Origin of the sequence: Rossellomorea oryzaecorticis, from assembly GCF_038405515.1 — a bacterium.
Taxonomy (GTDB): domain Bacteria; phylum Bacillota; class Bacilli; order Bacillales; family Bacillaceae_B; genus Rossellomorea; species Rossellomorea oryzaecorticis_A.
In genome coordinates this window covers 24,214-48,701 of record NZ_JBBYAF010000018.1, presented here as the reverse complement: position 1 = coordinate 48,701, position 24,488 = coordinate 24,214, and the positions used below count along the sequence as shown (strand labels likewise).

Annotated in this window: 20 protein-coding genes and 1 riboswitch; of the genes, 12 read left to right on the top strand and 8 right to left on the bottom strand. The window is 45.6% G+C overall.

Annotated elements, in window-relative coordinates; genetic code table 11:
- Positions 1–328: 328 nt before the first annotated feature.
- Positions 329–3,409: a GNAT family N-acetyltransferase gene (locus AAEO50_RS10730; RefSeq protein ID WP_341983372.1), complete on the top strand. Its 3,081-nt coding sequence runs from the start codon at positions 329–331 to the stop codon at positions 3,407–3,409.
- 120 nt (positions 3,410–3,529) lie between these two features.
- Positions 3,530–4,291 (top strand): class I SAM-dependent methyltransferase, encoded by a 762-nt coding sequence (locus AAEO50_RS10725; RefSeq protein ID WP_341983441.1) that lies wholly within the window; start codon positions 3,530–3,532, stop codon positions 4,289–4,291.
- 212 nt (positions 4,292–4,503) lie between these two features.
- On the opposite strand, the gene AAEO50_RS10720 is transcribed toward AAEO50_RS10725, so the two are convergent.
- Together AAEO50_RS10720 and AAEO50_RS10715 are read right to left on the bottom strand one after the other, a co-directional pair.
- Positions 4,504–6,120, bottom strand: a complete 1,617-nt coding sequence (locus AAEO50_RS10720) for a sodium:solute symporter family protein (protein ID WP_341983370.1) — start codon at positions 6,118–6,120, stop codon at positions 4,504–4,506.
- A gap of 102 nt (positions 6,121–6,222) precedes the next feature.
- Positions 6,223–6,340, bottom strand: a riboswitch (SAM riboswitch).
- Between the two features lie 189 nt (positions 6,341–6,529).
- Entirely contained in the window at positions 6,530–7,948 is a 1,419-nt protein-coding gene (locus AAEO50_RS10715; RefSeq protein WP_341983368.1) for a sodium:alanine symporter family protein, read from the bottom strand.
- A 271-nt stretch (positions 7,949–8,219) separates the two neighbouring features.
- Here AAEO50_RS10715 and AAEO50_RS10710 point away from each other — a divergent pair, with 271 nt between their 5' ends.
- Positions 8,220–8,579 (top strand): DUF805 domain-containing protein, encoded by a 360-nt coding sequence (locus AAEO50_RS10710; RefSeq protein ID WP_341983366.1) that lies wholly within the window; start codon positions 8,220–8,222, stop codon positions 8,577–8,579.
- Between the two features lie 140 nt (positions 8,580–8,719).
- On the top strand, positions 8,720–8,977 hold the full coding sequence (locus AAEO50_RS10705; RefSeq protein WP_341983364.1) for a protein mistic: 258 nt from the start codon (positions 8,720–8,722) through the stop codon (positions 8,975–8,977).
- 99 nt (positions 8,978–9,076) lie between these two features.
- On the opposite strand, the gene AAEO50_RS10700 is transcribed toward AAEO50_RS10705, so the two are convergent.
- The 5 genes from AAEO50_RS10700 to AAEO50_RS10680 all read right to left on the bottom strand — a co-directional run bounded on the left by AAEO50_RS10700 (position 9,077) and on the right by AAEO50_RS10680 (position 16,012).
- Positions 9,077–10,495, bottom strand: coding sequence for an NAD-dependent succinate-semialdehyde dehydrogenase (locus AAEO50_RS10700; protein WP_341983362.1), 1,419 nt, complete (start codon positions 10,493–10,495; stop codon positions 9,077–9,079).
- 21 nt (positions 10,496–10,516) lie between these two features.
- Positions 10,517–11,905, bottom strand: coding sequence for a hypothetical protein (locus AAEO50_RS10695; RefSeq protein ID WP_341983360.1), 1,389 nt, complete (start codon positions 11,903–11,905; stop codon positions 10,517–10,519).
- A 74-nt stretch (positions 11,906–11,979) separates the two neighbouring features.
- Positions 11,980–13,128, bottom strand: a complete 1,149-nt coding sequence (locus AAEO50_RS10690) for an iron-containing alcohol dehydrogenase (RefSeq protein WP_341983358.1) — start codon at positions 13,126–13,128, stop codon at positions 11,980–11,982.
- A 184-nt stretch (positions 13,129–13,312) separates the two neighbouring features.
- Positions 13,313–14,920, bottom strand: a complete 1,608-nt coding sequence (locus AAEO50_RS10685) for a sigma-54 interaction domain-containing protein (protein ID WP_341983356.1) — start codon at positions 14,918–14,920, stop codon at positions 13,313–13,315.
- Positions 14,921–15,055: 135 nt separating this feature from the next.
- The gene (locus tag AAEO50_RS10680; RefSeq protein WP_341983354.1) at positions 15,056–16,012 is read right to left on the bottom strand and encodes a DUF4003 family protein; all 957 of its coding nucleotides are present in this window, start codon (positions 16,010–16,012) and stop codon (positions 15,056–15,058) included.
- Positions 16,013–16,095: 83 nt separating this feature from the next.
- On the opposite strand from AAEO50_RS10680, the gene AAEO50_RS10675 reads away from it, so the two are divergent.
- Positions 16,096–16,383 (top strand): DUF3658 domain-containing protein, encoded by a 288-nt coding sequence (locus tag AAEO50_RS10675; protein WP_341983352.1) that lies wholly within the window; start codon positions 16,096–16,098, stop codon positions 16,381–16,383.
- 71 nt (positions 16,384–16,454) lie between these two features.
- Here AAEO50_RS10675 and AAEO50_RS10670 read toward each other — a convergent pair whose 3' ends face one another.
- Positions 16,455–17,003, bottom strand: a complete 549-nt coding sequence (locus AAEO50_RS10670; RefSeq protein WP_341983350.1) for a 2'-5' RNA ligase family protein — start codon at positions 17,001–17,003, stop codon at positions 16,455–16,457.
- A gap of 221 nt (positions 17,004–17,224) precedes the next feature.
- Between AAEO50_RS10670 and AAEO50_RS10665 the strand changes: the two genes are divergently transcribed.
- From AAEO50_RS10665 to AAEO50_RS10635, 7 genes are all read left to right on the top strand, one after another.
- Complete coding sequence (locus AAEO50_RS10665; RefSeq protein WP_341983348.1) at positions 17,225–18,010, top strand: SRPBCC domain-containing protein; 786 nt, start codon at positions 17,225–17,227, stop codon at positions 18,008–18,010.
- Between the two features lie 21 nt (positions 18,011–18,031).
- A complete protein-coding gene (locus AAEO50_RS10660) occupies positions 18,032–18,466 on the top strand; it encodes an SRPBCC family protein (protein ID WP_341983346.1) in 435 nt (144 codons plus the stop codon).
- A gap of 136 nt (positions 18,467–18,602) precedes the next feature.
- Positions 18,603–19,322 carry a FadR/GntR family transcriptional regulator gene (locus AAEO50_RS10655; protein WP_341983344.1) on the top strand — a complete coding sequence of 240 codons (720 nt, stop codon included), beginning with the start codon at positions 18,603–18,605 and terminating at the stop codon, positions 19,320–19,322.
- Between the two features lie 195 nt (positions 19,323–19,517).
- On the top strand, positions 19,518–21,302 hold the full coding sequence (locus AAEO50_RS10650; RefSeq protein WP_341983343.1) for an L-lactate permease: 1,785 nt from the start codon (positions 19,518–19,520) through the stop codon (positions 21,300–21,302).
- Positions 21,303–21,548: 246 nt separating this feature from the next.
- Entirely contained in the window at positions 21,549–22,265 is a 717-nt protein-coding gene (locus tag AAEO50_RS10645) for a (Fe-S)-binding protein (RefSeq protein ID WP_341983341.1), read from the top strand.
- 23 nt (positions 22,266–22,288) lie between these two features.
- A complete protein-coding gene (locus tag AAEO50_RS10640) occupies positions 22,289–23,716 on the top strand; it encodes a LutB/LldF family L-lactate oxidation iron-sulfur protein (RefSeq protein WP_341983339.1) in 1,428 nt (475 codons plus the stop codon).
- Complete coding sequence (locus tag AAEO50_RS10635; protein WP_341983337.1) at positions 23,716–24,420, top strand: lactate utilization protein C; 705 nt, start codon at positions 23,716–23,718, stop codon at positions 24,418–24,420. Before AAEO50_RS10640 ends, AAEO50_RS10635 begins: the two co-directional genes overlap by 1 nt.
- The last annotated feature ends 68 nt before the right edge of the window (positions 24,421–24,488 follow it).

Here is a 24,488-nt window from a genome sequence, read left to right as displayed (position 1 = left end):
ACTTGTCCAGCTCCAAGGCTTAGAGGCACATGTCATTAGTCAACTCGTCCAAGAAGGCAAAGAACGCCTTCGTGGCCGATTCGCCTTATGCCACCCGCCTCTGACCAAAGCCTATCCGCTTTTCTAACCCACAGGAGCATAGCGACGAGGAGGCTTACCGGCCGCCCGCGGAAAGCGAAGTCTTGAACGGAAATCAAAAGCGGCAATAAAAGAGCCTTCCAAAATAAAAAAGGAGGAGATCAGAGATGATTAAAATTTTAGACGGAGTTACGAATGCAGTAAAAAAGTGTGAGGTTCGACATATTAAAACGTAGCGTAGGAGGAAGTTATGAAGACAACGTTGGAGAAAGTTAGAATAGTAGAATATCATGAAGGTCTTGCAAAGGGGATCGCGAAAATGTGGAACGAAAGCCGGGAAAGCTGGGGCGGTGATTGCACTGTAACGACAGAGCAGGACGTCATGGATAAAGAGGCGAACTCTACGAATCTGCATTTATATCTGGCATTACTCGGGGATAAGGTGGTCGGATACTGCGGTTTGTCACAATACCGTGAAGATGAAGGGGCGCTGTACATCCCGCTCTTGAATGTTCATCCGGACTATCACGGATTGAAGATCGGGAAGCAGCTCGTCCTTAAAGCCCTTGAAAAAACAATCGAATTAAAGTGGCCCCGGCTAGACTTGTTTACGTGGCCGGGCAACACCAAAGCCGTTCCGCTCTATAAGAAATGCGGGTTCTTTTGGGAAGAACGGGATGATACGACTCATTTAATGAATTTCATCCCATCTGTATTGCAAATCGACTGGCTGAAGCCGTTCTTTGATAAGCATGACTGGTATAGTACGAGTCAGCGTGTCATTGAGGTGAAACCGGATGGTATCAAGGAGAACGATCATACTTATTATGAATATAAATGGGAAGCCGGGGATGAGTTTGTCCGTGTTCAATTTGAACGGACAGGTCGTGGGATCCGCCTGATTGAAACCCAGGATCTTTTGGTGGAAATGAAGCTTTCGGGCTTTAAGCTGCTGGAAAAAGAAGAGCATCCAGTATCCTATCATGTTGTAAATAAAACGAATAAACCGGTTGAGGTATCTCTCTGGGGGATGTCCACAGAAATCGTGAATCATAGTTTCATAGGGAAAGAATCGGTGGAAAACGAGTGGGTCGGTGAATATCCTGCTGTCCTCACTCTGCCCGACCGCGAGCCAAGTCCATGGAAAACACACCCGGTGGTGACGGCGAACATAGAAGTCGACGGTAATCTATTTCCTTTGAAAATGGGTGTCTTCCCTAAACAGGCGGGCAAACTGAATTTACGCACGGTGAAAAAGTATTGGCGTCCGAATCAGAAAGCGGTTCTTTATGTCGATATCGAAAGCCAGCTTGAAGAAGGTGCCTTATGGACGGTCAAACTGCCGCAAAGTGAGATTCTGAAGTGGGAACAACAAGAAGTTACAGCTGAATTAAAAGAAAAAAGCAGGGTTTCCATACCTATGAAGGCCGAACTTCTTAAGAATGGTTTCTATTCAGAGAAGGTTTCGGTCGAAGTCAAGAAGCAGGACGGGGATTGCTTCGAATTCCAATCAAAGCTGACACTCGCATTCCCGGGACTCGGTGCACGGTTCGGAGGGGAAACCGACGAGCACTGGGCAGCGTTTAACGGTCCTTATTTTGTCGAAATCGAAAAGAGGAATCATTTCGTCAAAATCGGTTCTCTGCATTCCAAACAAAACCCGATGACTCTTTTCACACCTAAACTGGGTAAGCCGTTCAGCGAAGAGTTTTCTAAGAAAGAAGCAACTTCGGTGGAGTACATTGAAACTCCCGAGGCCATTGTCGTGAAGACCACTTTGGAGTCAGAAGCTTTTTCCTCGGTGATTCTGAATACGTACATGAAGATATACGGATCGGGAATCGTGGAAATCAAGCATGAAGTCGTAAATAAATCCGATGAATCGAAAGAGCAGCTCTATCTTATCCAGCCGCTGCCGATCGAGTTCAAGCGGATGGCCGTCCCGCAAAAACAGGGAGTGGTCACAGGCGATGAGGCAATGATGCCATTCATGGATTATATCCGGGATAAGGAAATCTCTGAACGCTGGCTGTTCACCTCTGCAGCGAATGGTGAAACCAAGGGTCTTGCGTGGCCGGAAGAAGCGCTGGGGAGAAAAAATGATTGGCATTTTGCGATTGAGTATAAAGTCGACCATGTCCCTTCTCAGAAGGAAGTATGCCTGGGGCCGATTCAAATCGGAATCAATGCGTCCCCATCCTGGAAAGAGTGGAGAGCATTCGTGCTCGGGGATGATACAGGTAGCATGGAAGAATGCCCGCTTTATTCTCTTGAAGCTACTGAAGGGAACCTTATTTCCAAAGCTCGCGAAAAGGTGAATTATTCATTCCGTTCAATGCTTACACCTTATCTCGAAGGAAAATTGTTCCTTGACGGTGAAGGGGATAGTGTGGAACAAACGGTAACGAAAAAGGATGAAGTCACAGAAGTGAATGTGGAACTTCGCCACCTTACACCGGGAGTGAAGCGTTTAAAAGGAAAATTCCAATCCCGTGGTCAGCTGGCACTCCTCGAAACCGCCGCCCTGGTAACAGGCGATAAAGAAATCGGGATTGTCGAGAATGATGATGGCTGGACCGTAAACAATGGCGTGCTTGCCTTCAAAGCGGCAGCCGGGTACTATCCTGGAATCTATTCATTGATGTATAGAAATAAAGAATTCCTTCACCATCAGTATCCGGAACCGGGACCGAAAGCCTGGTGGAATCCGTGGGGAGGAGGGGTGCGTTATACCTTCATGAATGTAAGTCCCTATTCGATGCTGAAGGAACCGACAACCGTGGAACCTGTCACAAAGCAGGATGAGCACGGAAACAGCTGGAGCGGGCTTTCCGTGACAACGGTGTTCAAAGAGCATGAAATGATGAAGGGGGTCACCCTCCGTCAATACGCCCTGACGCTTCCAGAGGTGCCTGTTCTCGCTTTCTATTGTGAGATCGAACAGGATTCCGGACGTACGTTTGCGGCAGAGTCAGTGGATCTGGAGGCATTTTTCAAGCCGGCTGAAGCTTTATCCTCGTGCTATGTGAAACTGCCGTCCCAAGGGAAATTCGATACGTATTATGCAGGGGTGGAAGAATTTGTCCTGGGCGACAGCCCATTCATTCATGCTGGTTCTGATGAACGGAAAGAAATCGCGATGCTGGTCCATCCGGATACTGCGAAAATGACCGAAGCATATATCAACCAGGAAGTGCTCGTAGCCGCATCCTCAATGGAGTGGTCAGCAGCTTCAGGGGCCTGTGTAAAAGTCAAACCGACTGTGATGGTATTGGGTGAGGAAGACCTGTCCGGATCGTATAAGCAATTTAGAAAAATATCGTTCAAGTAATTGAGTTTGTCCGTTTCGGATAACGAAGCGGGCATTCTTACTTTTATCAGTTCTAAAATAGAGGTAAGGTGCGGCATTCAGACTGCTGCGCTTATTTATAGACAAGTGGAGGAAACAGGCATGTCGTTTAGTCATTACGGAAAGCTTTGCACCGAAGTGTATGATCTGACAAAAGAAGTCGGACAATCATTCAGTGGGGATATTGAGTTTTATCAAGGAAAGTTGAAGGGATGCAAAGGCAGGATCCTGGAAGCGATGGTCGGCTCCGGGAGGGTCATTATCCCGCTGCTGGAAAGTGGTCTTAAGGTGGATGGAGTTGATGATGCACCGGATATGCTGGCATCATGCAGACATCGTTTGGAAGAGAGGGGGCTTCAGACGAAGATTTACGAATCCAACTTACAAAATCTTGATCTGCCTCATCAATATGAAGCAATCATCATCCCGGGCGGTTCCTTTTTATTAATCGATGATCGGGGCGAATCCATTCAGGCTTTAAGGAAGATCCATGATCACCTCGAGAAGGGTGGAAGACTAATCATGGATGTGTTTCTGCCTGACGCTCAATTTGAGACCGGCAAGGTGAATACATCTGTCTTCCCTCTTCCGGGCGGTGACATCATTACCATGGAGAGCAAGCTCATTGAAGCGGATTTCTTTCATCAGCGTAAAGTGACTCACCTGAAATATGAAAAGTGGAGAAACGGAAGTCTCATAGAAACCGAACTTCAACGTTTTGCCCTGCGCTGGTACGGTGTCGAAGAGCTCAAGCTGATTCTGAAGGAAATCGGCTTTTCTAAAATAAACATCTGCGCAGACTTCCAGGAAGACAAGGAGCCGACAAGAAGTAATGAGAAGATTGTTTGTATCGCTGTAAAATAATAGGAATGATTAAACAGTGCGTAGAAGTTAAATGACCGTGCTGCTTTTCGATTTGCAGAAGGCGTATAAACGGCTCCAGACCATTTCATTTGAAAAATAGAAAGCCTGCTTCCGGCTGCCGGGAGCAGGCTTTCCCGCTATTAAGGACGTTTTTAATAATCAGAAGCATTGATAACAATACTTAAAAGCGTTGGAGGGGCGGGACTTGCTTTTCAGCTTGTTCTCAACAGAGAGTTTTTTGTTACTGATTTTTCTTTTTTCTTAATGAAATTAATGCATGTCGTAAATAGCCCCAGTACGATAAGTGTCAGTACAATGCCGAGCAGCCCTGTTTTGTAAAGAAAGGCGAATGTCGAGGCCGCTGTGACAGCAAGTAAAAGAGATACTGCTGCCGAATACGCACCTAAGCTGTTGATTGAACCCTTCCATTCCACCTTGCCGGCATTTTCGATTAAGCTGATAGAAACGATTGTCAGGATATTAATGATCATCCCGATCCACACAGGGTGTATGTTCTGATAGAAATCATTAATCGCCCAGCCTCCCAGGTGATACCAGAGCAGCCCTGAAGATGAACCTGTAAAAAGAGAAATGAGGGCAGCCCGTTTTGTCACGACCGGCCAGAACAAAGCAGCTACAACCGGGGCGAAGGTTGCCGAGTTCCGAGTGACCCACGCAAGCACATTCCACCAGGCGGATTGTTCAGAACGAATTAAGGCGAAACTAATCATCAGTACAGTCAATAACACAAGGGACCACTTTGTATACCGGACCAGCTGCAGCTCTGTAGCTTTAGGATTGATGGCTTTTCCGGTATCTCTCCCAAGACTCGTGGCACCTGAGAATTGACATGGAGCACCCCAGCTTAGGGCAGCAGCCCAGAACCCGAGGAAGAATAATCCGACAAGAGGAGCTGGAAGAGTCTCCATCAGGTAAAGCGGGATCGCGACCAAGCCTTGGGATTGACCCGGAACCACCTGTTGAGCTGCCAGTCCGAATAACACAGCACCTATGATGAGCGGGATGCCCAAAACAGCACCATATAATAATCCTTTTCGGCCCTCCTCAGGAGTTTTACAGGATAACGCCATCTGAAAGGCAGCCTGAGCCAAGATCACATTGAATAAGAAGGTGCCGAACCAAGCAAGTATGGTTTGTATTCCTGCCCCATTCCAAGAAGCATACTGCGGTTTTTCTTTAAATAATGAAGCAATTCCTTCCACTCCGGGGTTGATAAAGAATGCATACGTTCCAATTGCCAGCATGATAAAAAATACGATCACATTACTCAATTGTGTGAAGCCGATCGACCACATTCCCCCAAACTGAAGATAAACGAGGAGAAGGACAGCCGTAATCGTAACGGACCAAATCAATGAGATTCCGGTGAATACTGACATTGCAGATGCAAAAGCAAGTGCTGTGGCGACCGACCACATCGGGAACGTAAACGCCGTAATAGCGCCGGCAATTCCTCTGACCTTTTCACCATAACGGTCTCCTAGCAGTCCTGAAATCGTCACAAGGGCTTTTTTTCTAAATGGGGTAATCAGTACCAGAGCAATGATCAACACGTGAATGGTCTCGGCAACCCCGTACCAAATCGCTGATATACCCGTCAAATAGCTCAGTTCGAGTATCGCAATATAGGAAGACCCGGAGAATAATCCAGTAATGCAAACGGCAACGAAAAAGGAATTGAATCCCCGTCCGCCGACAAAAAAACCATTCCCATCAGCAGCCTTCTTTCTTGAAAACTGACTTACAAAAATAAGAAAGACTGTGTAAAAAAGTGCAAAACCGATAAACCAATAACCAACTTCAGTCATCTTTAACATCCCCTTTTATTGTTTTTATAACGATCTGTTTAGTCAGGAATAAAAGAGGAATTCAATAGAAAAACCTCTCCCAGAGGAAGAGGCATCATCTCTCCCTCATCTTCCAGACTGTGTGTCTGTTGGAATTAGCACCTTACTACTTTCAATTAAGAAAATAACAGGTTGCCGCAGGATCACAGGACCAATTTCCTCCCCTGGCTCTCGATAAGGATTGTGTTCGTTTTAAGTTATGTATTACTGTAACGCATTAATGTGATATCGTCAAATGATTTTGAAAATTAAGATAAAAGCACTAGAAATAGTCTATTTTATTAAATTTCTCAAGGAAGTGGTCTGTTTAGCATATAGATAAATGAGCAAGGACAGGAAAACCGCCACGGTGAATCCGTGACGGTTTATCTTAGCTTGCTTTTCGTTTGGAATAAGCCTGCATTTGGCTTGGCATATATTCATTAAAGTAATGATTCGTTTCTTTTACAATCACTTTATAAAGCAGGAGCAATGCAATCAAGTTAGGAATCATCATGAGTGCATTTGACATATCAGCAAAGGCCCATACAAGTTCAAGGTTCGCAACAGCACCCATTCCGGTTGCCGCGACATAAATCAGTCGGTACGAAGCAATATAGCGGTAGCCGGTCAGGTACTCGAAGCATTTCTCCCCGTACATATACCAGCCAACAATTGTCGAGAATCCGAAGAAAATGACGGAGAATGAAACGATGTATTCTCCTGCAACCCCGAGTGCATGTCCAAATGCGGCACTCGTCAACGCACCGCCGTCAAGGTTAGCGGCATGCTGGACGCCTGAAATCGATCCGCCGGTCGGATCCCAGAAACCGGTGATGATCAATACCAGTCCTGTCATCGTACATACGATGATTGTGACGATGAATGTTCCCGTCATCGCAACCAGAGCCTGTTTTACAGGGTGATCGGTCTTTGCATTTCCGGCAATCAGCGCAGCTGTACCAAGCCCGGCTTCATTTGAGAAAATTCCGCGTGATACACCGCTGCGGATCGCTTCACTAATGACGATTCCGGCGAATCCGCCTGCTGCCGCCACAGGATTGAATGCATAGTGGAAAATCAGCTTGAAGGCTGGAATGATCAAGTCATAATTAAGTCCGATGATCAAAAGTGATCCGCCGATATACAGAAAGGCCATGATCGGCACAAAGAACGAAGCCACCGTACTGATACGCTGAATACCGCCGAAAATGATCAGTGCAGTCAAAACGGCAAGGACAATTCCTGTCACCCAATTATTGATATCGAAGCTCGTCGTCATGACATCTGCAATCGTATTCGACTGCACGCTGTTCCCGATTCCAAGTGCGGCGAATGCCCCGAATAGAGCAAATGCAACAGCGAGCCATTTCCATTTGCTGCCGAGTCCTTTTTCAACGTAATACATCGGTCCGCCTGAGTACTCACCGTTTTTATTCTTCACACGATATTTCATTGCAAGCAATGCTTCTGCATATTTCGTCGCCATCCCCAAGAGGCCGACGATCCACATCCAGAAGATGGCACCTGGTCCGCCGATGGTCAAAGCCGTCGCCACACCGGCGATATTCCCGTTTCCGATTGTTGCGGATAGAGCGGTCATCAACGTTTTAAAGTTGCTGATATCTCCTTCTGACTCTGAAGATTCCGATTTCGGTTCTTTTGTGAATGCAAGCTTAAAAGCATAAAATAATTTCTTGAATTGCAATCCTTTAAGCATAATAGTTAAAAATAAACCTGTCCCGAATAACAGTACTAAACTTGGTGTCCCCCAAAGAAATGAATTGATCTTGTTTAGCACATCTAACATAAAATCCCCCTCATGATGTAAGCGTTTTCTGGTTGTGACCTCTACTATTATATATAGTACCACCCCCAGCCTGTCCAGTAATATGTGAATGTTTGCCAGAGAATGAGTTTTTCGTACTACGCTTTAGTGGAGTGAGGGACGGGCATTTGAGGTGTGGAAATCCTTATGATAGCAGGTGTTATTATCTGCCTTTTTTCGACAAACTCCGCAACTGTTATGTTATACTGACAACTATAAGAATAGTAAACTTACATAATAAAGGAGTAATAGCATGAGTTGGTATTTGAAAGTAATAAAGAACTATGTCAATTTTCGTGACAGAGCAAGACGGAAAGAGTACTGGATGTTCACGCTGGTGAATGCGCTTATTGCACTCGGGATCTTTGTGATTGAAATGCTCGCCGGGATAGATGGATGGTTATATGGACTTTATTCACTATTTGTCTTCCTGCCGTCATTTGCCGTTGCCATCCGGCGCCTGCATGACACTGGAAGAAGCGGCTGGTGGATTCTGATTTCCCTCATCCCGATCGTCGGTGCGATTGTAATCTTAGTATTCATGTGCCTGGAAGGCGAAAGCCAATCCAACAAATGGGGCCAGAACCCTAAATTTGGCGGAGGCTATCTATAATATGAACCACTATTACACCCGGCGTGCCTTTTAAGGCAGGAAGCCGGGTGTTCTTTTATGCTTTAACGCATCGAGGGACGGGCCTTTAGCTGCATAAAGTATAATCCCAGCAATTCCCACACATACTAGAAGTGGGTGATATGATGCGAGCGAAAAGTGATGAAACCGAAAAGTACAGTGATGCGATAGATAAGATGCAAGAAGGTTTAGAGGCGATGATCGAGCTATATAATGATATGGAAGAAGATGCCCCTTTCATTGATCTGGAGGAGGGTGTTCTTGAGGATCTTGAAAAAGCAAAGCGTATTTACGGTGATGAATATGTGAGTAAGAAGGTTAACACGATCCTGAAAGAGGTGTTGACCTGGCTTGATTTAGAGGGAGATAAGAAGAAGTAGGCTGAGGCATAGTTGAAAGATAGGAAGAACCCCTGACACAATGAATGTGTCAGGGGTTTGCCGTTTCCGAGATCCTTGACGGAAAGAAGGATATGCTCCTTATAATCCAACCGAAATATACTTAACCTCCAGATACTCCTCGATGCCATGATGTCCGCCTTCACGTCCGAGTCCGCTCTGCTTGAATCCGCCGAACGGGGCTTGAGGAGTGGAAGGGACACCGTCATTCAGGCCGACGATTCCGTACTCAAGCTGTTCACAGATCTGGATGCCATTCGTGATATTTTCCGTGAATACATAAGCGGCAAGTCCATAGATAGAGTCGTTTGCTCGTTCAATCGCTTCTTCCTGTGTCTTGAACGTCGAAATGGGTGCAAGCGGTCCGAATGTTTCATCGGTCATGCACAGCATATCCTCACTCACATCGGTAAGTACGGTGGGCTCAAAGAATAACCCGCTTCCGGCTTTTCCACCTGTGGCCACTTTCGCTCCTTTACTAACCGCATCGTCGATGTGCTTCTGGACTTTTTCGACTGCATCTTCATCGATGAGGGGTCCGATGTCCACACCTTCTTCAAGGCCGTTCCCGACTTTCAGTTCTTTTACTTTTTCCACTAATGTGTGAGTGAACTCCTCGGCTATATCCTCATGGACATATACACGATTCGAGCACACGCATGTCTGACCTGCGTTACGGAATTTAGAGGAAATGACCCCCTCAACTGCTTTATTGATGTCACAGTCGTTCATCACGATGGAAGGGGCGTGTCCGCCGAGCTCCAGGGAAATTTTCTTGATGGTATCCGCAGACCCTTTCATCAGCTGTCTGCCCACTTCGGTCGAGCCGGTGAACGTCAGCTTGCGCACGCGTGTGTCTTCAAGCCATGCTTCACCGATTGCTTTCGAATCCCCCGTTACGACGTTGATGACACCTTTGGGAATGCCTGCTTTTTCAGCGAGTGCCGCCATTTTCAACGCGGTCAATGGTGTAAGGTTTGCCGGCTTGATGACGACGGTACAGCCGGTCGCCAGTGCCGGGGCCACTTTTCTGGTGATCATTGCGGCAGGGAAATTCCACGGTGTGATGACAGCGACAACACCTACCGGCTGCTTGGAGACAAATAGACGTTTGTTCCGCTGCGTGGCAGGGATCTGTTCACCGTATACACGTTTTCCTTCTTCCGCGTACCAGGAGATAAAGCCGTTTGCATACTGAATTTCTCCAATCGCCTCTTTCAAAGGCTTACCCTGTTCCATAGTCATTGTACGGGCAAGGTCTTCTTTATGTTCATTGATCAAATCGTACCATTTGCGGATGAGCTCGCTTCTTTCGTAAACAGACTGCTGTGACCAGTCACGGAACGCCTGATATGCCGCGTCCACCGCACTGACTGCTTCACTTTTACCGCCTTTGGAAATCGTTGCAACCACCTCTGAAGTAGCAGGGTTCGTTACATCCACCTTTGGTAAATCGCTGCCGATTTCTTCACCGTTAATGAGCATATTGTAGTGTTGCATGTTCATCCTCCTCTTCAATTGTTAAGAAATTCGCTTTATTTCATCTTCTTCTAAATCTTTAGTGAATATTTTATCATTTTCTCCCTTGAAAAACTTCTTTCCATAGATGAGTACACATAGAATGATTCCCACTGCAAAGCCCCAAGTTGCTCCTTTAGTGGCTAACACTGCCCCGATGATACCTGCAATTCCGAGATCTCTATGACTGCGGGCTTCAAGAATACCTACCCGGACGCTGACGTAGCCTTGAATTAATAGGGTAAGGGCCAGTGCAATTCCAAGTATCGGTTCTACTAAACTTACAATCGGAAGCAATAGAAGACCGGTGTTGGTCCCCCATCTGAAAGAGCCTGATCCCCCAAAGAGAGAATGCATCGCTTTTTTTCCTTCTTTGAACCGTTCAATTACGACTACCTGCATGGCTGCCCACAGGGGACCTGCCATCGTAACATCAGGACCAAGGATACTCATGATTGTATTCCGTCCCCCGAAAATCATATGAGCGCGGTTTGGGTTATAGTCGATTTTTTCATCCCGGCGTACATCATCCGCTTCATCAATCAACGCCTTACTTTGAAGGACGTCACCGAATAAAACGATGTATGCAGCAAGCACTGTCGGCAGAGCGGTCACAAATAACTTGGCAGAAGGGAAACCTACCCCAAATACTGTATATTCACTCCAAAGAGTACCGAAATCGGGATTGATCAGACCCCATTCAATCGTCGGCCAAGGTGCTTCACCGAACAAAGGAGCAATGATTACCGCTAAAATAATGATTGGGAAAATGCCGAGTTTCCCGATGAGTCCCCATAGAGCGCTTTTGTTCTTTAGTTGGTTAAAATGCTGCGAGAAAATGATGTAAAATGCAATTCCTACAGCTATCGAGATTGTCCAAGGGAAACTTTCGAAACGGCCCCCAACCTGGAAAACCGAAATGACCGCAGCGAACCCTGCACCCAGTATGACGCCGGATTTAATCGCCGGCGGAACAAACGATACCACTTTCTTTGCAAGTCCCGTCACCCCTAAGAAAATAGAGAAGAGACCGAGTGTGAGCTGGAAGGCGACCAGGGCGTGGACCCGTTCTTCGCCTTCTGGGAACGTTGATACATAAGCCATGATTAACGGAATGGCCGGTGTGATCCACCCCGGGACAACCGGATCGCCGAGTAAATGATGCGTCAAGTACAGCAGACCATTCAATAACACGACAGCCAAAGCAACTTCAAATGGCATCCCGAGTAGTTCGATCATTAATGGAATTGCAGCTAAGTCCACTGCACACATGAGCAGACCCTGGACATAATCCGGCCACTCAAATTTGTAATGGATAAATGGAAGTCTTAATTTGAATGGTCCCATTGGAATGTAAGGTGATTCCTCACCATGTTTACGATTTTTCCACATATTATATACCCCTTTTCCACAGTAGATATGACGCTTTTCTAAGTTTTTTCATCCCATCCTTCGAATAATGTAACTTAGTAAGCAGCCTGATAAATCTGCTCGATTTCTTTTTGAGTGAGTTTACGAGGGTTATTGTTTAAGAGACGTTCAATCTTGCTTGCATCTTCAGCCATCTCCGGAATATCGCTTTCAGGAATGGAGAAGGCCCGTAATCCGGATGGAATATTAACCAGTCTGCACAACTGTTTCATTGCATGAACGGTTTGATCGGCAGCATCAGCGTCAGATAAATGACTAACTTTTTCACCTAAAGCAGATCCAATATCCCGGAAACGCTCCATGCAGGATATCTTGTTCCATTCCATTACGTAAGGAAGGAGCAGGGCATTGCTTACTCCATGTGGAATATGGTAACGTCCTCCGAGTGGATAGGCGAGGGCATGTACAGCACCCACTCCGGCGTTTCCGAAAGCCATCCCTGCCATCAAGCTTGCGGTTGCCATGTTTTCACGTGCTTCCAAATGGGACGGATTGGCGTATGCTTTTGGCAGATTTTCAGCGATCATTTTAATTGCATATATCGCCAGGGCATCAGTAATAGGCGATGCGTGCACTGAAATATAGGCTTCGATTGCATGAACAAGGGCATCAACACCGCTCGCGGCCGTAACTGAAGGCGGCATCGTCAAGGTCATCTCAGGAGCCACAATCGCAACATCCGGAAGCAGGTAATCACTGACGATCCCTTTTTTCAGCTGAGCTTCCTTATCAGAAAGAATGGAGATATTCGTTACCTCAGACCCCGTCCCCGCTGTAGTGGGAAGAGCGATGATCGGCACGCCTTTCTTCGGTACGAGGTCTGTCCCTACTAAATCCGTAAGCTTTCCTTCAAAACCTGCAAAAGCAGATACACTTTTGGCGATATCGATAGCGCTTCCTCCGCCAATGGCAATCAGTCCATCGTGAGCCCCTTCCTGAAACATGTTCGTACAATCATGTACTACTGAAAAGTCCGGTTCAGGCTTAACTCCTGTGAATATTCCACAGGTAAGCCCTTTCAAGAATGGGGTGACCTGATCGACGACGCCCGCTGTCTGTAAAATCTCGTCTGTCACAATTAGGGGGTTTTTCACCTCAAGACGCTGAATTTCATTAGGTAGTGCTTCTAGGGCACCTGTCCCGGTAATGAGTTTGTTTGCAATTTTAAATGTGGATATTGTCATGATGATCTGCTCCTTTCTTATTAGTAAACTCTGAGATATCTTTTTGGAAAATACTCTTTGTAAAAGGTAATGCAAGTTTTGTGCCAACTTTCAGAAAAGTTAAACTAGCAGGTTTTGTATGAGGAATGATAAAGAATAATGATTGGAAAACCAATCAAAAAAGGAGATTTGATTATAATCATAATCAAATCTCCCATTTTTTCATTTTCTGTACGATAGTTGATTGGCTGACTTGTAAAGCCTCGGCTGCTTTACGAGTGGTTTTATATTTCTTCAATGCCCTGGTGATTAAATTTTTTTCTAAGCTGTCTACCGCTTCTTTTAATGGTATGATCTCCATTTCATGTGAGATGTCCTTTTGCTTGTTGCTTGTCTCTGAGAGTTCATAAGGCAAATCCTCTGAAGCTATGGTTTCTATAGGGGATGTGACAACCAAACGTTCAATGCAATTTTTTAATTCCCGAATATTGCCTGGCCATTTATATTCATGAAGGATATTTAAAGCTTCAATACTTAACGTCTTACTCAAACCATACTCTTTATTAAATTCCTCAAGAAATTGCTCTGCCAGTGGGATGATTTCTTCCTGTCGATCACGTAAGGAAGGTATTTCAATTGGCACCACGTTCAATCGATAGTAAAGATCTTCCCGAAACCCTCCATTCTTTACGAGCGCTTTAATGTCCTTGTGTGAGGCGGCAATGATTCTTATATCTATTTGTTTCAGTTTTGATGCCCCGATCGGGATAAAGGCCTGGTCCTCGATGACCTTGAGTAATTTCACTTGAAGCTCCAAAGGCAAATCCCCTATTTCATCAAGGAATAAAGTACCGTTATCAGCGATTTCCAGCAGCCCTTTTTTTCCTTTTGCCAGAGCCCCTGTGAATGCCCCGGGTTCGTACCCGAATAATTCTGCTTCAATTAAACTTGAAGGAAGGGCACTGCAGTTCAGCTCCAGGAAGCTTCCTGCGGTACGGTTTGAGTGCTCGTGAATATACTTTGCGACCATTGTTTTACCTACACCGGTTTCACCTTGAAGGAGTACCTTTGCGTCCGTTTTCGCCACTCGGTCGATGATTTCGAAAGTCTTCTTCATTTTTTCACTATGATGGAATGATGATTGTGTCGAGTCGTTCATGAAGGTTGCTTTTGTGCTCTGTCTGAGATTCTTTAATTCTTGCAGCTCTTCAATCCGGAGCTTGAGTTTCAACAGTTCAGTGATGTCCCTTACGCTGTTGATGACATAAAGAATCTCCTTTTTTTCATTAAAAATAGGGGTTCCCGATACAATGATCTTCCGCCCGTTATGAATGGTCTGCATCAGTGTAACGGGCTTTTTTTCTTTGATTACTTGGATGGAAGCAGATTTCGAAATATAGCCTTCCTTAATGATTTCCTCCATATGATAACCAATCAGCTGCTGGGGTTTCAGGTCTGTAATCCGCTCATACGCCTTATTTATTTTCACCGTAATCCCATATCCGTCTGTAATAAATACACCATCGTAGAGGGAATCGATAATGTCCGTGAAAATATCATTCTCCAGCAGTTCGCTATATTCATTCTTGATTCTTATCCGCCTATGAGGGGGATGCTGACCGGTTGAAAGCTTATGTATGATTTCACCTACAGACTGATGCAATTGAACCTCCTGGAAGAGTTCCTTCATATCATCCAGTGTCAAAATGCCAATCGTATTACCTTCCTCATCCTGTACCTCCAAATACTCCTCTTCCGAACTAGAAAACAATTCCACCGCGCGTTCTAAATCATCTGAAACTCCAATCCGCACAACTCCCACCTCCAGCTGGTAACCGTAATCATTTATTTTATACTATCACACTTTAAAGCACCGAGGGACGGGCGTTTAGCGGATTAAAGCGGTGAGGGACGGGCCTTTAGTATGCTAAAGGCCCGTCCCTCTAAATCAATCCCCGCTGTTGGAAGCAGCGGTTGCCCCGGCGATTGCTGCAACAGAGGCCGACTGCTGTGCCTGAATAAGCACTTCGATAGTGGTTGACAGGTTCGTTTGCAGGAGGGAGGAGTTCTCAATTTGGTCGCTTAGGTGAAGAGTGACGGCCATCATGAAATTCATATCCTTCTGCCAACGGATATCATTGTTCAATGTATCGTGGATCTTCTTCACCGAAACGATGTGGTCTTTTCCGTTCGTGAGAAAAGCAAGCATGGCGATGTGTGGGTAAAACATCGACTTCGACCGGATTCCTTCTTCTTTTAATCTATCGGAAATTTCAGTGCACCGGGTCACCAATTCATCTGGATTGACGTCTTCGACAAGCGATAGAATGTGGCTCATCGTCTGAAGGTCATTCCCTTTGTAGAATCCGTACTGATTCAATCTCTCGTAGAAAAATTCAATATGATCAATCAGCTTATCCACGTCGTGCGTTCGTTGGGCAAGCAGTATTGCAAGCGGATAATCACTTTGCCCGGTCAAGAAAAAGTGCTTCTTTCTCATTTTCTTATACACTTCCATTGCACGGGGGGCGGCTGCTTCGCTGTTGCCGTCTTCATTGATCAACACCATTGCGGATATATACGTATAGGCTCCCATTGAGAAACCTTCATCCACTAACGCTTTGTAGGTCTGAATGAAGTCAGTGACTTTCTCTTCAGGATGTTGAAAGCGGGTGTATAGCATAGCCGCGAATATATAACGCTGATGAGAATGGAGAGTGGTGAAAAATCCGACTTCCTTTTTGATATGGTCTGCCACTTCCTCAAGACGGTCTTCGTCAAAGTCCATATTGTTCATTACATAAAGTGAGGCAATCATCATGAGGGAGCGGGTATCAGTCACCTTCCAGCGCAGTCTCTTCTTTAAATCTGCATAAATGTCTTTATATGTCTCGATCTTATTCACATTATCACGTCCTATTGAGAAGTTATTTAGTATGCATACGAATGAAAATATGGAAAAGTTTCGCTAAATATGAGAATGTTTAAATGTGGAAAACGTTATGGCGGAATGAAAGGCTTAACGGGGTATCTGAGGACTACTATGATGAGTTTATCCTCGACACGGCTAAGAGAATTCTTACTGAAAATAATAATGAGTTCATCAAAGCCGGCAGAGTAATCGGCGAGGTGTTGGGGCATATCGATCAGACAGTAGGAGACGATTTCTTGGAATGGCGATTGCGCATGCTGATTGGAACAGGTGTCTTGGAAGCGAAAGGAACATTCACCTCAATTCGTGATTATCGTGTTCGGTTAGCCGGCAATCGGAAGTGAAATCACCCAAAAAGAAATAAAGATCATGAAAAAAGAAGCTTCGGGAACATCTCCCAAGCTTCTTTCTATACTCACTTCAGCTTTTTGGAATAAATGATCGGGGCTTCCATCGTATCACCATCTTGCGCCACCAATTCAATCAATCCGACTTCCTCGATCCTCCCTTTAGTAAGACCGATTCTTTCCACGCAATAATGGAAGGCTTTTGATAACTGATCTGGTTCTAGTTTGTTGGCAAGTGTGCTGTGAGGAATCCACTGTCCTGGCTCATACAATTTATTTGCCTCCGTATTAAATGTACCAAAGTGTTTATGATGATGCGTATGAAAGTCCAGCAGCTCCTCCGTGACGGTGGGTGACAGGAACAGTGTATTGTAATTCAAGAATGAGCCTATATGATTGAATGTAATATCAAAGCTTTGTTTATCCTCATAAAAAGTCTCCATCTGCCGGATATAGTTTTCCTTGTCGAGCTCCTTATAACTCGCGAGTGTAAGGTGAGGTCTGCCGTCCTGAACCTCATCGATGTAATAAGAAATCGATTCTTCACGTAGTTCTTCCCATATATTATTAATTAAGTTTTCTGTTTCGTTATCAAACAGAGCAATAACCCAGAACATGTTGTAACCACCTTGTCTTCGTATTGCTGAATAGACTCATCAGCTATGTATCTATTTACAAGTTACCCTGAAAAGGAAAGGATAAATCGTAATCATGTTATTTACGTCCAGGAGGGAATAAAGTTTCACTGAATCATCTTGACTAACCAAAAGGTCACATGTTACTATTTAGCCACATATAACACGTGACCTTTTGTTCACATAAGAGAGGATTTACTATTATGAATGAAGAGGAACTTTCAAGGCTGTTTAAAGCACTCGGTCATCCTATCAGAAGAACCATATTGGATATTCTTAAACAATCACCTAAAACCACTGGTGAATTGAACGAACATTTCCCGGAGGTTACACGATATGCCATCATGAAGCACTTGAACATCCTTGAAGAAGGAAAATTGGTGCTGATCAGAAGGGAAGGGAAATACAGAAAAAACTATTTGAATGCCGTTCCGCTTCAGGAAATGCATCACCGCTGGGTGGGAAAATATATGGAAGCAAGCGCAAGCTCATTGCTGAATTTGCGTTCGATTGCAGAGAATAGAAAAGGAGAGGAAGACATGAATACAGAACAAAGCCGTGCTTTCAAAATCGAACAGGAAATAATGATCAAAGCCACACGGGAAGAAGTATTTCACGCATTGACCTCACATGCAGAGGAATGGTGGGAATTCAGGCTCGCTCCAGAAGGTGAGAAATCACAGTTTACCTTTGAGCCGGTTCCAGGAGGCCAATTTATCGAAAAATGGGGAGACAATCAGGGAGCCGTATGGGGAAATGTTTATTATGTCAATGTGCCCAAAGAAATCAGGATTCACGGCCATTTAGGCATGCAGGGAGCTGTCAACAGTTCGTATACCTATCACCTGGAAGAGAAGGAAGGGGGAACGTTGCTTCGGTTATCTCATTCAGCTTCAGGGATCATTCAGGAAGACTGGGAAGAGAAACACGCAGAAGGATGGAAGCACCTCCTCGGCACCCGCTTAAAAAATTACGCAGAGAAAAAGTAACGATATCCGGAGGAAACATATATGGTAGATATTAAAACAGAGATCATTATTCACAGTCCGATTGAAAAGGTGTCCTCGTATGCTTCAGATCCTGATCATGCACCCGAATGGTACGTCAACATCGATTCAGCCGAGTGGCTGACGGACAAACCTTTATCAATTGATTCTCAAATCGCTTTTAAAGCAACGTTTTTGGGAAGAGAGCTGGCTTATGTTTATAAAATTGAAGAGTATCGCCCAGGGGAAAAATTGATCATGAAAACAGCCAATGGTCCATTTCCCATGAAAACTACCTATACGTGGGAAAAGCTTGAGCCAAATCGTACGAAGATGACATTAAGAAACCAAGGAGAACCCAGTGGTTTCTCAAAAATCTTCTCCCCATTCATGTCCCCGCTCATGAAAAAGGCAAATCAGAAAGACTTAAAGAAGATCAAAGATATACTCGAAAACTAGTATATCAAATAGCCCCCCTTTTTCTATTAGAAAAAGGGGGTTTTTACATATTCAGCAGATAGAAAACAGGAAAGATTGTCCCAAGCCCCACAATACTATAAAATCATACATAGGAACGTTGATGAGGTGAGAATTGTTGAATTATAAACGTATTAAACCGCGCAAGATTTATGAGGAAGTGGCCGAGGCCCTGATCGATATGATCAAGTCGGGACAATTGAAGAGCGGGGACAAGCTTGAATCCGTTCAGCAGCTTGCTGAAAACTTTCAAGTCGGGCGTTCCGCTGTTCGTGAAGCGTTGAGTGCGCTTCGTGCGATGGGGTTGGTGGAGATGCACCAGGGTGAAGGGACGTATGTCCGTGAATTTGATAGCAAAATGCTGTCACTTCCCGTTTATATAGCTGTATTGATGAAGAAAGAAGATGTAAAGAATCTTCTGGAAGTACGACGGATCCTTGAAGTGGGAGCAGTCCAGGCGGCTGCCGCAAGAAGGACGGATGAGCAGCTTGCAGAGATTAAAGAGGCGCTTGATCAAATGGAAACTGCTAATGACCAGGAGCTCGGGGAGGAAGCAGATTTCCGTTTTCATATGGCAATCGCGAAGGCTTCTAAGAATGAACTGTTGATCGGGCTGATGAACAATGTTTCCGAAATGATGGTCACGACGATGCGTGAAACACGCAGATTGTGGCTCTACTCAGAGAAGTCGACACTTGACCGGCTTTGGAAAGAGCATCAGCAAATCTATCAGGCCATCGAGGCGCAGGACGGCAGCGAAGCACAGAATCTGATGCTCGACCACCTGCAGAGCGTGGAAGAAGTCCTCATGAAATATTTTGATGAAATGAACGAATAACCTTGAAGGCCCGTCCCGCACCGCTTTAAAGCAGTGCGGGACGGGCCTTTTTTTATGGATGAGACACTATTTTTATAAAATTTAAAAAAATCATTGTTATATGAAAGCGTTTTAATTATACTGTTATTTATGATACAGGTCATCTGATGACCTGTTAACGTGATTTCTTAAAAGATTTGAAGGGAGATGGAGAGTATGAGTATTGGTACGCTTGCATGGATTGCCACTTTACCGATTGTATCAGTATTTTTGTTCTTGGTTATTTTAAGATGGCCGGCCAAAAAGGCGATGCCGGTCTCGTTATTGATTACGATTGTGATGGCGATGTTTGTATGGAAGGTGCCGGGTAATCAAGTAGCGGCAGCCAGTGTGAAGGGGATTGTTACCGCTCTTGAAGTCGGCGTGATTGTATTTGGAGCGATTCTATTACTAAACACGCTGAAAGAAAGCGGAGCGATCTTCACGATCCGTAAGGGGTTTACAAATATTTCACCGGACCGGCGCGTGCAGACGATCATTGTTTGCTGGCTGTTTGGATCATTCCTTGAAGGAGCTGCAGGATGGGGAGCGCCTGCAACCATCGTCGGACCACTTTTGGTGGCAATCGGGTTTCCCGCAATGGGGGCTGTCATGGTCGCGCTTATTCTCCAATCTACACCTGTATCCTACGGGGCGGTGGGAACGCCGATCCTGATAGGGGTGAATTCAGGTTTAAAAGATTCACCTCTTGTTCAGAAATACATAACTGAGCAAGGTACGACGTTTGAAGCTTACATAAACGGGATCGGGGGCCAGGTTGCACTCATTCACGGAGTCATCGGCATCTTCATTCCGCTATTTATGGTGACGATGCTGACGTATTTCTTTGGTAAAAATAAATCGATCTCCGAAGGGCTGGCAATATGGAAGTTTGCTATTTTTGCAGGACTGTCGTTCACGGTCCCTTACGCATTGGTGGCCAATCTGCTCGGACCGGAATTCCCATCCCTCCTCGGCGGATTGATCGGACTTGCCATCGTGGTTCCTGCTGCGAAAAAAGGGCTGTTCATCCCTAAGAAGTCATGGGATTTCGATAAAGAATCTAATTGGGATCCGGCTTGGACAGGTACGCTGCAGGTTGATGATGACGATAAGCCGAAGCAGAATGTTTCTTTTATGAAAGCGTGGCTGCCTTATTTATTGGTAGCCGTATTGTTAGTGGCAACACGTGTAAGCTATCTGCCATATTCAGCATGGCTGCAATCGTGGGTCATTAATCTGGAAACTCTATTCGGCACAGAAATCACGGTAGCTTCAAAACCTTTAAATCTGCCGGGAACCATCTTTATCCTTGTATCACTGCTTTCCGTTTTCATCTATAAAATGAACATGAAAGAATATTCCCGGGCAGTGAAGGATTCAGCGAAAACGATCGTCAGTGCAATGGCAGCATTGATCTTTGCCGTACCAATGGTGCAGGTATTCATCAATTCCGGCATCAATGCAGCAGATTACACGAGCATGCCGCTTGCGCTGGCGGAAGGGATTTCGAACGTATTCGGAAGTTATTGGCCGCTTGCCGCACCAACCATCGGGGCAATCGGAGCTTTTGCAGCGGGCAGCAACACGGTCAGCAATATGATGTTCTCCCTGTTCCAATTTGGCGTGGCGGATAATATTCTTGCAGCCCCGGCTACCATTGTCGCTCTGCAGGCAGTCGGAGGCGCAGCAGGGAACATGATCTGTGTCCATAACGTAGTGGCAGCCTCATCTTCTGCAGGTCTGATCGGAAAGGAAGGGAATCTGATCAGGAAAACTCTGATCCCGATGACGTTCTATGTCATTTTTGCCGGAGCAATTGGATATGTCGCCATTAACGGCCTCGGACTGAATATCGGAACGGTCATCCTTGCCATTGTGGCCGGATTCATCATCACCCTCATTATCAAAGGTGAAAGAAAGAACAGAAGTGATGATAAAAAGTTAAGAAAAACCGCATAAGTGTAAAGCCCGTCCCCGCTGTTTAAAACACATCTAGGGACGGGCTTTTGATTAAATGAAATGTAGTCATCTGATGACCTGTTGACTATTGGTGCGGTAAGCTTTACACTAATACTTAATAGAATAGACAGAAAAGTTTCAAACATGAAAATATAGTATTCTACTATAAAAGAAGAACTCATCAATTCCTTGTTAAGTCAAGCTGGAATCAAGCGGAGCTTCTTCAGAAAGAAATGGGGAACAATCATGAAAGTTTCATTATTTGTAACATGTTTAATCGACATTTTTCAGACGGACGTCGGCAGGGACACTGTTGAATTATTGGAGAGGCTGGGGTGCGAGGTCGATTTTCCCGAGAAGCAGACGTGCTGCGGACAGCCTGCTTATAACAGCGGACATGTAGGGAAAGCCAAGGAATCAATGAAGCATATGATCAGCGTCTTTGAGAAATCGGATTATGTCGTCACTCCATCGGGGTCCTGCGGTGCGATGTTCAGGGAGTATCCGCATGTGTTCAAAGGAGATCCACAATGGGAAGAGCGGGCAAAATCGCTTGCTGAAAAAACGTATGAACTGACTCAATTCATCGTTGAAGTCCTGGGAGTAGAGGATGTCGGCGCAAGAATGGACGGAAATGCCACTTATCATACATCCTGTCATATGACCCGGCTGCTCGGCGTGACGGAAGCACCTATGAAGCTATTGAATAATGTTGACGGTTTAAAAATGAATCCGCTTCCACATAACTATAACTGCTGCGGATTTGGAGGGACGTTCTCGGTGAAAATGTCTCCGATTTCGGAGCAGATGGTAGATGAAAAGGTTACTAGTGTGGAGGAAACAGGAGCAAACATTCTAATCGGAGCGGATTGCGGCTGCTTGATGAACATCGGCGGCCGGATCGACCGTAAAGGCAAGCCAATCAAGGTGATGCACATTGCATCGGTATTGAACAGCCAATAGGAAAAAGCGAAGGGGGAAACAAAATGGCTATGAAAATCGGGGATAAGCCCTTCAATGACAGAGTTTCGAGCGGGATAGCCGATACATTCATGCGGGGTGCAGTGTCTTCCGCGCAGGGACGGTTCCGGAGCGGGCGTCTTAATGCGGCAGAGGAACTCGGCAACTGGGAAGATTGGCGAAAACTAGGAGAAGAAATCAGGTCCCATACGATCGAGAATCTCGATTACTATCTCGAGCTTTTGAGTGAGAACGTGGCAAAGCGCGGAGGACATGTTTTTTTCGCAGAGACAGCTGAAGAAGCAAATGAATATATCACGGAAGTCGTTAAGAAAAAAGAAGGCAAGAAAGTGGTCAAATCGAAATCGATGGTCACCGAAGAAATCAACATGAATGAAGCACTTGAGAAAGCGGGCTGCGACGTCATCGAAACAGACCTTGGCGAATGGATCCTGCAAGTGGATGATCATGACCCGCCTTCCCATATCGTAACGCCTGCCCTTCATAAAAACAAAGAGCAGATCAGGGACGTATTCAGGAATAAAATGGGGTACGACAAAACAGAAAAACCGGAAGAACTTGCACTGTTTGCCCGTGAAAAGTTGAGAGAAGAATTTTTGCAGGCCGATATCGGCATCACCGGCTGTAATTTTGCCATTGCAGAGTCAGGCACGATCTCCCTTGTGACGAATGAAGGAAATGCGCGAATGGTGACGACTGTCCCTAAAACGCAGATCACTGTCATGGGGATGGAACGGATTGTTCCAACCTGGGAAGAAATGGAGGTGCTTGTGAGCCTCCTGACAAGAGCGGCAGTCGGTCAGAAACTGACGAGTTATATCACTGCCCTGACAGGACCTAAGCAGGAAGGGGAAGTGGATGGTCCTGAAGAGTTCCATCTGGTGATTGTCGATAATGGACGTTCGAAAATCCTCGGTACGGCCTTCCAGTCGATCCTTCATTGTATCCGCTGTGCGGCTTGTATCAATGTGTGTCCGGTATACCGGCATGTAGGCGGCCATTCATACGGATCGATTTATCCGGGGCCGGTCGGAGCGGTATTATCGCCGCTGCTTGGCGGATATGAGGAATACAAAGAGCTTCCTTATGCTTCTACTCTATGCGCAGCCTGTACAGAAGCATGCCCGGTGAAAATCCCTCTTCATGAGCATCTGCTTCGCCACCGCCAGGAAATCGTCGAGCGTGAAGGCAAGGCGCCTGTATTTGAAAATCTGTCGATGAAAGCGTTCAGTATGGGAACCGCTTCTCCATCCATGTATAACATCGGTTCGAAGCTCGCTCCTGCGTCGCTGGCTGCTTTTACTAAGGACGGAAGTATTTCAAAAGGACCAGGACCGCTTAAGAACTGGACCGATATCCGTGAGTTCCCGGCTCCTAAAAAAGAACGGTTCAGGGACTGGTATAAGAAGAGAAGCAAAGAAGGTGGACAATAATGGCGACCGGACAAATTCATAATCGAAGTTCTTTTTTAGATAATCTGACAAAAAATCTGGGACGGGAGCGGCCCTCGGAAGTTGTAAAACCTCGTTGGCAGCAAAACCCGCAATGGGAAGTGTATAAGGGATATTCCCAGGATAAACTGGTCGGGGTATTGAAGAAGCAATGCGAGCTGATTCATACGGAAGTGCATGAGACCGTGACGGCCGAACTTTCCACCCTGATTCCACACCTTATCAAGCAATACGGCGGAAAGTCCGTCGTCACATGGGATGACCCGCGTTTTGCGGAGGCGGGACTTTCAGAGATGGATGATGAAGACATCACTCATCACGTATGGGATACAGAAGGCGGAGAGGAAAACCTTACGTTTTCTGCCACCGCCGATGTCGGCATTACGTTCAGCGATACGACGCTTGCAGAATCAGGCACCGTCGTCCTGTACAGCGATAAGGGAAAAGGGCGTGCTGTCAGCCTGCTCCCGGCCGTTTATATCGCCATCATTCCGAAAAGCACGATCGTACCAAGGATGACTCAAGCCGCGAAAAGCATCCACGATAAGATCGAAAGCGGGGAACTTGTTGCATCCTGTGTCAATTTCATTTCAGGCCCCAGCAACTCAGCAGACATCGAAATGAACCTCATCGTCGGAGTGCATGGACCGGTTAAGGCGACTTATGTCATTGTGGATGATTTATAATATGGTGAACACCTGATTTCTTTATGAGACAGGTGTTTTTTTCTGAAATGGTTCTGTATTAGTTTTTT